Here is a 13,152-nt window from a genome sequence, read left to right on the forward strand (position 1 = left end):
TAAATGGAAAGAGATATGAGAAGGGATGATCCATACCGTCCGGAGCCGTTTCCTGCGAGGAGCGGGCTGACTCAGACGGCCGGCGCGGTGAATCTGGGCGGCGCCGGTTATTTGACGAGTTTGTTTAAGAAGGGGTTGGTGCGATGAGCCTACCGGAGGAGGCCCGGAAGCGGGCTGAAGAACTGCGACGGGAGATCAGGAAGCACGATTATCATTATTACGTTCTGGACAACCCTTTGATCACCGACCAGGAATACGATTCCCTGATGCGGGAGCTTGTTGAGCTGGAAAGGCGGTATCCGGAGCTGGTTACTCCGGATTCCCCTACTCAAAGGGTGGGTGGAGCACCCCTTAAGCAGTTTCGCTCGGTCAGGCACAGCACCCCCCTGCTCAGCCTGGGGAATGCCTTCGATGCCGGAGAGCTGCGGGACTTCGATCGCCGGGTGCGTCAGCTGGTGGGGGAGGCTGTGGACTATGTTGTCGAACCTAAGATCGACGGCCTCACCGTAGTACTCACTTACGAGAACGGCAATTTTGTCCTGGGGGCTACCCGCGGGGACGGGCTGACGGGGGAGGACATCACGGAAAACTTGCGAACCGTGAGGTTGTTGCCTTTAAGGCTCTTGGGAGCGCCGCGCCGCCTGGTCGTGCGCGGGGAGGCCTTCATGCCGAAAAAGGCTTTTGCCCGGCTCAATGAGGAGCGGGATAACAGGGGGGAACCGCCCTTTGCCAATCCCCGCAATGCTGCTGCCGGTTCGCTGCGCCAGCTCGATCCGAAGGTGACGGCGGGGCGCACCCTGGGTTTTTATGCCTATCAAATCATCGAGTGTGAGGGGCGGGAGTTCACCACCCAGTGGGAGGCTCTGAGCTTCCTGAAAGAAGTGGGTTTTTCGGTGCAGGAGCAAAACAAGCGCTGCCGGGACATCGAAGAGGTTATCGCTTACTGCAACAGCTGGATCGAGAAGAGGCATGTCCTCAATTACGAGATCGACGGAATGGTGGTCAAGGTCAATTCTCTACGCCTCCAGAAGGTCTTGGGAAACACCGCCAAGAGCCCGCGCTGGGCAATCGCCTTCAAGTTTCCCGCCGAACAGGCTGTAACGCAGGTCAAGGACATTATCGTGCGGGTAGGAAGGACGGGGGTGCTGACCCCTACTGCGGTTCTCCGGCCGGTAGTGGTGGCGGGGGTGGTCGTTTCCCGGGCAACCCTCCATAATGAGGACATGATACGGGAGAAGGACGTCCGCATCGGTGATCATGTGGTCATCCAGCGGGCCGGCGATGTGATCCCCGAGGTGGTGCGGGTGCTTCCGGAGAGGAGAACCGGAGTAGAGAGGGTTTTTCGGATGCCGGACCGCTGTCCCGTCTGTGGTGGCAGAGTTTTGCGCCCGGAAGGGGAGGTTGCCGCTCGCTGTACGGGGATCGCCTGCCCTGCCCAATTGAAGGAGCTCGTTCTCCACTTCGTTTCCCGGGAAGGGATGGATGTGGAGGGGATCGGCCCCGCTCTGGTGGCGCAGCTGGTGGACAAAGGACTGATCAGAGACCCTGCCGACCTCTACTTCCTCCGGAAGGAAGACCTGGTGAATCTGGAGCGCATGGGGGACAAGTCGGCGGATAACCTTTTGCGGGCCCTGGAGAAGAGCAAAAAGAGGGGTCTGGCCCCGCTCCTCTTTGCTCTGGGGATCCGCTATGTAGGCACGCGGGCGGCGGAAATACTGGCGGAGAGGTTCGGCTCTCTGGACGCTCTGGCCGCCGCCGGTGAAGAGGAGCTGACCGCCATTCCCGAGATCGGGCCGAAGATCGCTGCGAGCGTTGCCACATTTTTTAAACAGGAACAGACCGGACGGGTTATCGCCAAACTGAAGGAAGCCGGTGTCCTGATGGAACGGCAGGAGCTCCCCGAAACCAACGATCTCCCTCTTACCGGGAAGACTTTCGTGATTACCGGTACCCTTCCCAGCCTCACCCGGAAGGAGGCAGAGGATCTGATCAAGAAATACGGTGGGAGGATTTCCTCCAGCGTCAGCAAGAGGACCGACTACCTCGTCGCGGGTAAGGAGCCCGGTCAGAAGTACGACAAAGCACGAGAGCTTGGCATTCCCATCATCGATGAAGCCGCCCTCCTCCGGATGCTGCCTGCCGATTAATCACAGCGCAAAAAGCTACACTTTTTTCGATATTTTATGTTATGCTTAATAAAACGGGAGGACGACCCTGGCAGAGATAATTACCAATCAAGTCTTACACCGCTTAAGTTCCGACTGAAGATAAAAACCGGTGAGGTCATCATCCTCAGGCAGTGCACTCAGGCATGCAGGCCAAGCTCTCTTCGCAGAGGAAGGTGGGTATCTAATGCCATCCAAATCACTTCTTCCTTCGTCCCCGTCCGAACCAAAGCGTAAGGCCGATGTAAACATCCGGTTGTCCGAGTTTGAGATTCCGCCGATGCAGGATGTCTTGCTCGTAGGGAAGAGGGCGCCCATCGGCCCTGAGGCTATAAGACGAATGGTGAGCGCCCTGTCGCCGGATCAGTACGAGGTCATTCAGCTCGACCATGATATCTTCGAGGCCGTGGTGTTGAAGAAATCGTTGGTGAAACTTCTTCCCAAGGAGAAGCTCTTACCGCTCATTCTGGAGGAAGGTGCCCGCATTGCTACTGAGAAGACGGTAGTGAAAGCCCAGGTGAACATCGAAATCCAGGTGAGCCGGGTGGTGGACTTGTGATGTTCAGCATACGCGATATTATGACGCGGAGCCCGCTGACCATTGGACCCGGCGAAAGCGTTGAGCGCGCGGCCGCACTAATGAATCAGCATAGGATAGGCGGTCTGCCGGTGGTGGAGGATGGGCGGCTTATCGGGATTATAACTTCTCGAGATGTGAGAACTTCTCATTTCAACAGGCTAGTTGCCGATGCCATGAGCAAACAGGTGGTGGTCGTATCCGGCGAATGTTCGTTGTGGGAGGCAAAGGAGCTTCTGGAGCAGCACGGGATCGAGCGTCTGCCGGTGGTGAAGGACGGACGCCTGGTTGGGATAGTTACGAAATCTCAGCTTTATGCTGAGCTCGGAAAGAGGATAGATGCGCTGACGGGTCTTAACCGTGCAGAGTTTTTGCAGTGGAAGGCATCGGAGTTCTTGCAGGGCGGACAGGAGATTGCTATTATTTTTCTGGATCTGGACGATTTTGGAGCAATTGACAAAGAGCTAGGCCACGTGATGGGAGATAGGATTCTGCAGCATGCAGCACAAGTTCTGAGAAGCGTGATGGAGGACGGAATTGATTACCTATGTCGTTACGCAGGAGACGAATTTGCCGTCGTCACCTTGAGGCCTTTCGAAGAGGCCAAGAAGCTTGCCCTGCGGATGGTAACTGCGCTTATCGAGGAGAACTGGCCGCATGGACTGAAGGTGACGGGTTCTGCGGGCATAGCCGGGGGGCGGCGGAGCTGCTCACGACCCGAGGGGGATGAGGCATGCACGGTCAGTGACCTCATAAACATGGCCAGCTTGGCGTCGGCCAGGGCCAAAAAGGAAAAGAAAGCCGTAATCGTAGCCGGGCGAGTGGAGTTGAAAGAGGCAGGGTAAGAAGGGTGCCATCGATGGGAAAGGAGCTTCTGGAATTGGCTTATGAGAGCGCCAAGGAAATTCCTGGTGCGGAAGGTGTGTGCTGAGGCTGCTCGACGAGCAGACGAGTGAGCTGACGTTGAGAGCCAGCCTGGGGCTCGGGGAGGAATCAAGGCTAAAAGGGGGTGGGTGCGGCCAGAAGATATCGTCCTGGACGAGGTAGTCAAGACGGGGCACGCGCGTGGCCGTTGGAGCTCTGGCAGCGGGTGACCGTTCTTTACGCTTCCCATGCTGCGCCTGAGATGCAGGCGGTCATCGTGGTGCCTGTGCCGGCCCGGAGCAAGGTGTTGGGTACGCTTTCTAGCAGGTTTTGGGGGTGAAGTACGCGGAAGGCTGGAAGGTGCGGGATCAGGCTCCCGACGGGCGGGTTGGAGGTGGGAAGGGGTGACTGAGCGCATTTATGGTTAATAAGAAGAAGTTGATGTTCTATGAAGAGCTCAAGCAGATAGGATTACAGGAAGTCGAAGAGAACATGAGCCGGGCCCTGGAACTCGCGACTATGGTTGCGTACCCGGACGGACGACCGCTGACCGGGCCGTTTAACCTGTGTTCTTTCTGCAGCCTGCTTGACGGCAACCCAGAGGCTCGGACCAGGTGTGTAGCTTCGCGTACGGCTTCTGCGAGGGCTGCTGCGACTGCAGGAAAGGAGATTCTTCACACCTGCCACGCCGGGCTGGCATATCTGGCGGTTCCCCTGCGGGTGGCTGGAGAGATTGTAGCCGTGGTGCTGGGCGGCAACGTGGCCCTGCGGCCGCTGGCAGAGGAAGCGGTGGTGCGGCTAGCCAGGGAAACGGGCCTTGACCTGGAAAAACTTCAGGCGGCATCCGGAGCGATACCCATCTGGCCGGAAGAGCGGCTCCGGGCTGCCATGGAGCTGGTACGGGTAGTGACGGACACCGTAGCCCGGCTGCTATATGCCAGACAGGACCTTCAGAGAAAGGTGGACGAGCTTACCGCTCTCTTTGAGTTCACCCGGACGATCTCCGGCAGTCTCCAGGTGACCGAAGTAGCGCAGCAGGCCCTGAAAGCGGTGCTTGGGTTGACAGAGGCTACCAGTGGTTCGGTGTTAATGCTTAGTGAGGCGATGCCGGGGGTTACGGAAAGCGAAATGGCGGCTACCCTGGAGTCTGACGAGGAGTTTCGGGTCGTACCTACAGGCGAAATAGTCGCCGCCGTTGAGCGAGAGGCCTGCGCCGCGCACTTTGACAGCCGTCCCGAAGGCAACACGCCTGAAGAAAGGCGGCCGGCGGTGGCCATACCTCTTACGGTTGGAGGTAAAGTGACGGGTGTACTGACCATAGCAGGTAGGCCGAAAGGTGCGCGCTTTACGAAAGATGACACCGTTTTTTTAACTACCCTGGGTACCAGTCTTGGGCTGGCGTTGGAAAATGCCCGTCTATTTCGTCAATTGCAGGCAAGGGCAACCATGCTGGAACGGCTTATTAAAGTAGGACGGGTGATATCGAGCAACCTCGATGTAGACCTGGTACTTGAATCGGCTCTGGAGAATGTAAGGGACATGCTAAGCACGCAATGGTGTGCGTTGCGGTTGCTTGACGAGGAGACGGGTGAACTGGTGCTGAAGGCCAGCCTAGGGATGAGCGCGGAGTTGCAAGCTAAGGCTGGCCGTGTCCGACCGGACGGTACTCTGCTGAACAAGGTTCTCCAGACGGGAAAACCCATCGTCGTTGAAGATTTAACCGCTAGCGGATCCAGGTTGCGCCTACCCTATTATGCGGTAGAGATGCGTGCTGTTGCCGTGGTGCCGGTGGAGGCATGCGGAAAGATTCTGGGCACATTGAAGGTTTATTCCCCTGAACCGCGGCGCTGGAGCGAAGAAGAGATCGGCTACTTGGCGACCATCGCCAGTCAGACCGGGTTGGCGCTGGAGAACGCACGTCTTTACTCGTCGCTGCGGGAATATTATTTGAGCGCTGTGCAGGCGCTGGCGGCAGCCTTGGAAGCCAAGGACGTTTACACGAGGGGTCATTCCGTGCGGGTAGCGAAATGGGCACGGGCATGTGCCCGCGTGCTGGGGCTTGGTGTTGAAGAACAGGAACAGGTTTACGTGGCCGGGCTTTTACACGATCTGGGCAAGATCGGTGTGAGGGAGGACATTTTGCTCAAGCCAGGGCTTCTCACTGCGGAAGAAAGAAAGGAGATGCAGAGTCACCCCGAAGTGGGGGTCAGGATTCTGGAGCCAGCCAGGTTTCCGGCTGCGGTCATTGAGGCTGTGCGGTACCACCACGAAGACTACGGGGGCGGTGGTTATCCTGCGGGCCTGGTGGGAGAAGAGATCCCGCTTTTGGCGCGTATTATCCGCGTGGCGGATGCTTACGATGCGATGACGTCGGCCAGGCCATACCGCGAGGCGTTTACTGTGCGGCGGGCGCAGGAGGAACTGGGACGGTGTGCGGGTCAGCAGTTTGATCCCCGGGTGGTGGATGCTTTTCTACGGATTCCGCAGGACGAAATGGAAGATATTGGGGGGGGGGGGGGGGGGTACTCTGATAGCTCTCTTGGGGGAAATACTTTTCTCGCTAAAGCAGCAGCGTTAAGCGGCGAGGGGAACCCAAAAAGGCGGGGAGTAGAAGACGGGAAGCTCCGGCGGGTGTGGTGAGGGGTTGGCTCTGTGCAAGACGAAAGGCGCGGTTCAAGGGCCGTGAGGTATGAGTGGAGGTGCTTCCTCCCATGCTTCCCGCGCTTTTTTCCATCTTTGCTCTGGCGAGGTCATGTTTTAATTGTGTATCACTCATCTGATAACCACCACGTCATTTTGCACGTTTCTGTCAAAAAGCATCTGCCTGAAATAAAGGAGAAGTAAATTTTTGAATGTCACAGGGAAGGGCGATAAAATCTACGTCTTCTTCCAAACTCACGTTATAAGCTTCGTTGATAATAGTTTCGCAAATGTTTCTGTTCAGCTTTTCTACGACGACCAAAAGATCAATATAGAATTCTTCTCCTGCGGTACCCCTGGCCTGAGAGCCAAAAAGAATGACAGTTTTGACGGGAATGGTTCTCTCCCTAAGCCGTTGAACGTGAATAGCGTTTAAAACGTTCCCTGAAAAAAGATAATTCAGGGAGAGGTGAATATTTACACTCTTTACCAGGAGACCGGGAGCTGAAGCTGGAAGCGCAATCTCTGCTCAGGATCGCGTTATCGCGTTATCTTGCGGTGTTCTGCCTGTTCTGCTATAATCTAGGAGTATAAATGTGATTGAAGCCGGTGCCGGTAGTGATTACTCCCTTTTTCTTTCTCTGCCTGCACCGTTTTGAGGCTTGTTGTCGGACCTGATGCTTCCCTGCGGTAAAATGGGTGCAGTCCTCGAAAATCGATGTTTCCGGGGTAAGGCTTAGAGTTTGAGGGGGTTTGCTTATGAAACTGAGCAGGAAAGAAGTGGAACACGTGGCCATGCTGGCGCGCTTGTCATTGAGGGATGATGAAATCGAGGATGTCGGCGCCCAACTCAGTTCCATCCTGGAGTTTGTCGAAAAGATAAACAGAATCGATACGGAAGGTGTGGAGCCGACCTACCACGTGTTGCCCATTAAAAATGTCTGGCGCCAGGATGAAGAGCGCCCTCCTTTGGTTCAGGAGGAAACCTTCAGAAATGCACCTCAGCGGGAGGGGAGTTACTTCAGGGTTCCCCGGATTCTTTAAGTTCCCCCGCTTTAAGGGATCGATGAGCTATCGCTGAAAGCAATGGCGGGACAGCCCCGCAATGGGGAAACCGTAGCGAAGCTGGGTGGCAGGTTTGGTGAGAAGTACTTAGCAAAGAGGTACTTAACGAAAAGGAGATTTTGGCTATGGAGTTGTTTGAACTGACGGCCCACGAGTTAGCGGATCTGATCCGGAGGGGAGAAGTATCTGCCGAAGAGATCGCCGATTCCGTTTTGAGAAGGATTGATCAGGTAGAAGAAGATGTCCGGGCTTATCTTACCGTTACAAGGGATCGAGCTTTGGCTGCGGCCAGGGCGGTAGATGCCCGGAGGCAGAAGGAGGAAGACAGCGGGCCCTTGGCGGGCATCCCTGTGGGGTTGAAGGACAACCTCTGCACGCAGGGGGTGCGCACCACCTGCGCCTCCCGTATGCTGGAGAACTTTGTGCCCCCTTATAATGCCACCGTTGTTGAAAAACTGTATCAGGCAGGAGCTGTGGTGACCGGCAAGCTGAATATGGATGAGTTCGCCATGGGGTCGACAACAGAGTATTCCGCCTTCTTCCCGACGCGCAATCCCTGGGACTTGAGCCGCGTCCCCGGAGGATCCAGTGGGGGGGCGGCGGCGGCAGTAGCGGCAGGTGAGGCGATTTACGCTCTTGGTTCCGACACCGGGGGCTCCATCAGGCAGCCGGCGTCCTTTTGCGGGGTTGTGGGGATGAAGCCCACCTACGGCCTGGTTTCCCGTTACGGTTTGGTGGCCTTCGCCTCATCTCTGGATCAGGTGGGATCGCTGACCAAGGATGTCCGTGATTGCGCCTTGGTGCTCAACGCCATTGCCGGACATGATCCTCTTGATTCTACATCTGTGCCTATGGAAGTGCCGGATTATACCTCCTTTTTGACCGGAGAAATGAAAGGTAAGAGGATTGGGGTCATTAAGGAGATGTTCGACGAGGGGCTTGACCCGGAGATGGCGGAGGTCGTTAAAAAGGGAGTAAAGAAGTTGGAGGAGCTCGGGGGGATTGTTGAGGAGTGCTCTTTCCCCCATGCCGAGTATGCTATAGCGATTTACTACATTATAGCTCCGGCCGAAGCCAGCTCCAACCTGGCGCGTTTTGACGGTATTCGCTATGGCTATCGGGCAAACCAGGAAGAGGGAAAAGAGCTCGATCTTCAGGAGCTGTACCTCAGGACGCGCAGCGAGGGGTTTGGCCCCGAGGTGAAGAGGCGTATCCTGGTAGGGACATATGCCTTGAGCTCCGGTTATTATGACGCCTATTACCTGAAGGCCCTTAAGGTGAGGACGCTGATCAGGGAGGATTACCGCCGCCTCTTTCAAAATTTTGACCTGCTCGTTTCCCCGACGGCGCCTTGTCTGCCTTTTCCGCTGGGGGAGAAATTGGATGACCCTATTGTCCTTTATCTGGCAGATGTTTATACAGTGCCCGTCAACCTGGCCGGTCTTCCTGCCATCTCTCTGCCCTGCGGCTTCGTGCGCGGGCTGCCGGTGGGGATGCAGCTTATCGCCCCCGCTTTTAAGGAGGGGGACCTGCTGCAGGTTGCCTACGCCTTTGAACAGAATACACCTTACCATAAAGAGCGGCCACCTTTGCAAGGGAAATCCCCGGCTGAGGCCGTTGAGGGAGGGTGAGCTTGATGGCCGGATATGAAGCTGTCATCGGGTTAGAGGTGCATGTCGAGCTGCGGACGAAAACAAAGGCTTTCTGTTCCTGCCCCAATGAGTTCGGCAGTGAGCCCAACACCAATGTCTGCCCTGTCTGCCTGGCATTGCCTGGAGTGCTCCCCGTTTTGAACAGGTCCCTCCTGGAGTATGCAGTACAGGTAGGGTTGGCCTTAAACTGTGAAATAGCTCCGTTCAGCAAGTTCGACCGGAAGAATTATTTCTATCCCGATCTGCCCAAGGCCTACCAGATCTCTCAGTATGACCTGCCCCTGTGCCGGAACGGCTACCTGGACGTAGAGGTTGACGGGTATACCCGGCGGGTGGGGATCACCAGGGTACACATGGAGGAGGATGCCGGAAAGCTGTTGCATGGAGAGGGAAATCCCGGCTATTCCCTGGTCGACCTCAACAGGGCGGGGGTCCCGCTGCTGGAGATCGTTACCGAGCCGGATATCAGGACTCCGGAGGAGGCGCGGCTGTTTCTGGAGAATTTGAAGGCCATTCTTCAGTACCTGGATGTTTCCGACTGCAAGATGGAGGAGGGTTCCCTCCGCTGCGATGCCAATGTCTCTCTCCGACCGGCGGGGACAGATGTCCTCAATACCAAAGTGGAGATCAAGAACATGAACTCCTTTCGGGCTGTGCAGCGTGCCTTGGAAGGGGAGGTGCAGCGCCAGCGCTCTATTTATGAATCAGGTGGTGTTGTCTTCCAGGAGACACGGGGATGGGATGAAGACAGAGGAATTACCGTTGTCATGAGGTCCAAGGAGGAGGCCTCCGATTACAGGTACTTCCCGGACCCCGACCTCGTGCCCATCGTCCTGTCCCCGGAAGAGGTGGAGCGTTTGCGCAGAAGTCTGCCGGAGCTCCCGGTTGCCCGCCGGGAGCGCCTGATCAGGGATTACGGACTGCCTGCCTATGATGCCGGCGTGCTTACCGCCTCCCGCGATCTGGCGGACTTTTTTGAGGAGTGCGTCCGTGTCTATCCGGATGCCAAAAAGGTGAGCAACTGGGTAATGGGGGAATTTCTGCGGTTGCTTAACAGCCAGAACCTGGAGGTGAAGCAGGCGAAGCTGTCTCCCTCCCATCTGGTTGAGATGCTGCAGTTGATGGATGAGGGGATCATCAGCGGGAAGATCGCCAAAACGGTTTTTGAGGAGATGTTCAACACCGGAAAGAGAGCCGCCCAGATCGTTGAAGAGAAGGGCCTGGTTCAGATCAGCGATGAGGGCGAACTGGCTGGGATTGTGGAGGAGGTTTTGGCCGCCCATCCACAGGTAGTCGATGATTACCGGAAGGGGAAGAGAAAGGCCCTCGGTTTCCTCGTAGGACAGGTGATGAAGCGCACCAAGGGAAAGGCCAACCCCCAGCTCGTCAACAGAATGCTGGAGGAGAGGATATAAGCGAAATGCTCCGCCTGAATTTTCAATACCGGTGCAAGAGTCAGGAGGGCAGCTATCGCCTGCAGGAAGAAGGAACTGCCTGTGTTTTCGCTCGGTGGTTAGGGATGGACACTGTTCCGGGATTTCACCTCCTGCTGGTGCTACCCGGATGCTCAAGCTGTCCCTGAAAGTGACAGCCCGCGGCTGGAGGAATGAGAGACGGCAGCCTAGAAATCTTGTGAATACAGTATTTCTTATGAGAAGCCGGCTATTAGCAGGTTACAGTTGTTGTCCTCTAGGGCTACGGCAAGTATGGTCTCTTGATGGTTGTCGCTAGTATTTATTGCTCCGGGGAGGGGTGAAACTTATGAGCAAGATCAAGATTGTTGATACCACACTTCGTGATGGGGAACAAACCGCAGGAGTTGTCTTTGCCAACCAGGAAAAGATACGCATTGCCAGGATGCTGGATTCTCTCGGGGTAGATCAGATCGAAGCCGGAATCCCGGTAATGGGGGGGCATGAAAAAGAGGCGATTAAGGAAATCTGCAAGCTCGGTTTGAAGGCGAGCATCATGGGATGGAACCGCGCCGTGATCAGAGATATCGAAGAATCTCTCGATTGCGGTGTTGACGCTGTGGCCATTTCCATTTCCACTTCGGATATTCATATCGAGCACAAGCTGCGCAGCACCAGGGCAAAGGTGCTGGAGAGCATGGTCAAGGCCACGGAGTTTGCCAAAAAGCACGGAGTTTATGTTTCTGTCAACGCCGAAGATGCCTCACGCTCGGATCCCGACTTCCTCTGCGAGTTTGCGCGCGCGGCCAAGGAGGCCGGTGCCGACCGCCTGCGCTACTGCGACACCGTAGGAATCCTGGATCCTTTTACGACTTATGAGAAGATCGGGGATTTGATAGCCAGGGTGGGAATTGAAATAGAGATGCATACCCACAACGACTTTGGGATGGCCACCGCCAATGCCCTGGCCGGGGTGCGGGCAGGTGCCACTTGGGTCGGGGTTACGGTGATCGGCCTGGGTGAACGGGCGGGTAATGCTGCCCTGGAAGAGGTGGTGATGGCCCTGAAGCACCTTCAGGGAATCGACCTCAATTTTAAAACCGAGAAGTTCAGGGAAATAGCCGAGTATGTTTCCCTGGCATCCAAGAGGGAGTTGCCGGCCTGGAAACCGATAGTCGGCTCCAACATGTTCGCCCATGAGTCCGGGATCCATGCCGACGGCGCCTTGAAGGACCCGCGCACCTACGAGGTCTTCTGCCCCGAGGAGGTAGGGCTGGAGCGTCAGATCGTCATCGGAAAGCATTCCGGGACCAGTGCCATCCGGGCCAAGTTTGAAGAATACGGCATTCACCTGAGCAGAGAGGCCGCCGAGGATATTCTGGCCCGGGTGCGCGTGGCCGCGGTGGAATTGAAACGGCCGCTCTTTGACAAGGAGCTTGTTTACATCTATGAGGATTATATCCGCGAGCGCGAGGCCGGACAGGCGGCGAAGCAATAGGAGGAGGAGAAAACTTGGGGAAAACCATAGCGGAAAAGATTCTCAGCAGGAAGAGCGGACGGGATGCCTATGCCAACGATATTGTAGTTGCCGATGTCGACTTCCGGATGGGGCAGGATGGCACGGCCCCTCTGGCCATTCGCTCTTTTGAGAAGATGAACGGGGAGAGCGTCTTTGATCCGGAGCGGGTTGCCTTTGTCATCGACCACAGTGCCCCCAGCCCTCTGGAGGGTGTTTCTGCTCTTCACAGCCTGATGCGCAGATTTGCAAAGGAAAAGGGGATAACTTTATACGACGTCGGTGAGGGTGTCTGCCATCAGCTTCTGCCGGAGAAGGGGCATGTAGGGCCGGGGTCGCTGGTGATCGGCGCGGATTCGCACACCTGTACCTACGGTGCCTTAAATGCCTTCGCCACCGGTGTCGGTTCCACCGATCTGGCAGCAGCCTTAATCTCAGGCAAGATGTGGTTCAAGGTACCCGAAACCATCAAATTCATCTGCCACGGGCGTCTTCCCAAAGGGGTCTACTCCAAGGATCTGATCCTGTACCTGATCAGCCAGGTGACCGCCGATGGTGCCACATACATGGCTGCGGAGTACACAGGAGAAGCGATCTGTGCCCTCTCTGTGGAGGGGCGTTTCACCATCTCCAACATGGCCATTGAGATGGGAGCCAAGGTCGGCCTGATGGAGGCGGACGACAAGGTCTGGGAGTGGGTACGCAGCCATGGAAGCGGGGAGTTTGAGGCCGTTAGCCCTGACCCCGATGCCAGTTATGCTGCGGTCAAGGAGTATGATGTGAGCAACCTGGAGCCCTATGTGGCCAAACCCCACAGGGTGGACAACGGAGTGCCGGTAGGGGAGGTAAAGGGCACACCCATCCAGCAGGCTGTGCTGGGGACCTGCACTAACGGCAGGCTGGAGGATCTGGCCGTGGCGGCCCGGATTCTGCACCAGCGCAGGGTTCACCCCGGTGTCCGCCTGATCGTTGCTCCCGCCTCTCGCAAAGTTTATCTGGAGGCCATGGAAACCGGAGTGCTCCAGACCCTGGTGCGCGCCGGGGCGGCGGTCGTGACCCCCGGTTGCGGCCCCTGCGTGGGCACTCATAACGGCATCCCCTCGGACGGGGAAAATGTGATTTCCACGGCGAACCGGAATTTCAAGGGGCGCATGGCCAACAATAAGGCCTTTATCTACCTGGCCTCTCCAGCCACCGTGGCTGCTTCTGCCGTCAGGGGAGAGATTACGGATCCCAGGGAGTTTCTGGAGTAAAGGAGGTT

At 56.6% G+C, this 13,152-nt stretch carries 12 protein-coding genes; 11 read left to right on the top strand and 1 reads right to left on the bottom strand.

Annotation, left to right across the window (positions count from 1 at the left end):
- The first annotated feature begins 3 nt into the window (after window positions 1–3).
- The 6 genes from TPH_RS15365 to TPH_RS04480 all read left to right on the top strand — a co-directional run bounded on the left by TPH_RS15365 (window position 4) and on the right by TPH_RS04480 (window position 6,246).
- Window positions 4–147 (top strand): hypothetical protein, encoded by a 144-nt coding sequence (locus tag TPH_RS15365; protein ID WP_015050001.1) that lies wholly within the window; start codon window positions 4–6, stop codon window positions 145–147.
- Window positions 144–2,147 (top strand): NAD-dependent DNA ligase LigA, encoded by a 2,004-nt coding sequence (gene ligA / locus TPH_RS04465; protein WP_015050002.1) that lies wholly within the window; start codon window positions 144–146, stop codon window positions 2,145–2,147. The genes TPH_RS15365 and ligA overlap by 4 nt, the downstream gene beginning before the upstream one ends.
- Before the next feature lie 205 nt (window positions 2,148–2,352).
- Window positions 2,353–2,724 (top strand): hypothetical protein, encoded by a 372-nt coding sequence (locus TPH_RS04470; protein WP_015050003.1) that lies wholly within the window; start codon window positions 2,353–2,355, stop codon window positions 2,722–2,724.
- A gap of 20 nt (window positions 2,725–2,744) precedes the next feature.
- Entirely contained in the window at window positions 2,745–3,587 is an 843-nt protein-coding gene (locus TPH_RS04475; protein ID WP_236608855.1) for a CBS domain-containing protein, read from the top strand.
- Window positions 3,588–3,814: 227 nt separating this feature from the next.
- Window positions 3,815–3,946, top strand: a complete 132-nt coding sequence (locus TPH_RS16175) for a hypothetical protein (RefSeq protein ID WP_269077482.1) — start codon at window positions 3,815–3,817, stop codon at window positions 3,944–3,946.
- Window positions 3,947–4,026: 80 nt separating this feature from the next.
- Complete coding sequence (locus TPH_RS04480; protein ID WP_015050005.1) at window positions 4,027–6,246, top strand: HD domain-containing phosphohydrolase; 2,220 nt, start codon at window positions 4,027–4,029, stop codon at window positions 6,244–6,246.
- Window positions 6,247–6,415: 169 nt separating this feature from the next.
- On the opposite strand, the gene TPH_RS16450 is transcribed toward TPH_RS04480, so the two are convergent.
- A complete protein-coding gene (locus TPH_RS16450; protein WP_201764531.1) occupies window positions 6,416–6,769 on the bottom strand; it encodes a nucleotidyltransferase domain-containing protein in 354 nt (117 codons plus the stop codon).
- 236 nt (window positions 6,770–7,005) lie between these two features.
- Here TPH_RS16450 and gatC point away from each other — a divergent pair, with 236 nt between their 5' ends.
- From gatC to TPH_RS04510, 5 genes are all read left to right on the top strand, one after another.
- Window positions 7,006–7,290: an Asp-tRNA(Asn)/Glu-tRNA(Gln) amidotransferase subunit GatC gene (gene gatC / locus TPH_RS04490; protein ID WP_015050007.1), complete on the top strand. Its 285-nt coding sequence runs from the start codon at window positions 7,006–7,008 to the stop codon at window positions 7,288–7,290.
- Window positions 7,291–7,436: 146 nt separating this feature from the next.
- Entirely contained in the window at window positions 7,437–8,942 is a 1,506-nt protein-coding gene (gatA, locus tag TPH_RS04495; RefSeq protein ID WP_015050008.1) for an Asp-tRNA(Asn)/Glu-tRNA(Gln) amidotransferase subunit GatA, read from the top strand.
- Window positions 8,943–8,947: 5 nt separating this feature from the next.
- Window positions 8,948–10,378 carry an Asp-tRNA(Asn)/Glu-tRNA(Gln) amidotransferase subunit GatB gene (gene gatB, locus TPH_RS04500; protein ID WP_015050009.1) on the top strand — a complete coding sequence of 477 codons (1,431 nt, stop codon included), beginning with the start codon at window positions 8,948–8,950 and terminating at the stop codon, window positions 10,376–10,378.
- Window positions 10,379–10,724: 346 nt separating this feature from the next.
- Window positions 10,725–11,873, top strand: coding sequence for a homocitrate synthase (nifV, locus tag TPH_RS04505; protein ID WP_015050011.1), 1,149 nt, complete (start codon window positions 10,725–10,727; stop codon window positions 11,871–11,873).
- Window positions 11,874–11,887: 14 nt separating this feature from the next.
- Window positions 11,888–13,144: a 3-isopropylmalate dehydratase large subunit gene (locus TPH_RS04510; RefSeq protein WP_015050012.1), complete on the top strand. Its 1,257-nt coding sequence runs from the start codon at window positions 11,888–11,890 to the stop codon at window positions 13,142–13,144.
- Window positions 13,145–13,152: the final 8 nt, after the last annotated feature.

This window comes from Thermacetogenium phaeum DSM 12270 (assembly GCF_000305935.1).
Taxonomy (GTDB): domain Bacteria; phylum Bacillota; class DSM-12270; order Thermacetogeniales; family Thermacetogeniaceae; genus Thermacetogenium; species Thermacetogenium phaeum.